Here is a 273-nt window from a genome sequence, read left to right as displayed (position 1 = left end):
CCCTTCGCATTTCCTCCTTAAAAGCATGATAAAATAGTGTCGGATAGGTGATGCGCTTGATTGGATCAATATACTTACTCGCTAACCCTAAATCTTTATGCAGTAAGTATTTTTGCATTAAATCCCGCTGATTAAACAGCTTGTCCATTGCACCAACAATAACAACCGGAAATTCCAGCCCTTTACTCTTATGAATCGTCATGATACGCACAACATCTTCTTGTTCACTAAGCGCCCGAGCTGACCCTAAATCATCGCCACGCTCTTCCATTC

General features: G+C 41.8%; 1 protein-coding gene. It reads right to left on the bottom strand.

The features are described 5' to 3' along the window. Nucleotides 1-273, bottom strand: a 273-nt coding sequence (locus tag Q4550_RS23460; RefSeq protein ID WP_303536622.1) for a 3'-5' exonuclease, incomplete at both ends; no start/stop codon positions are given.

The sequence above is a fragment of the Anaerobacillus sp. 1_MG-2023 genome, from assembly GCF_030547345.1.
In the GTDB taxonomy this organism is placed as follows: domain Bacteria; phylum Bacillota; class Bacilli; order Bacillales; family Guptibacillaceae; genus Guptibacillus; species Guptibacillus hwajinpoensis_B.
Note: the sequence above shows the minus strand (reverse complement) of the source record. Positions and strands in the feature narration are given on the sequence as shown.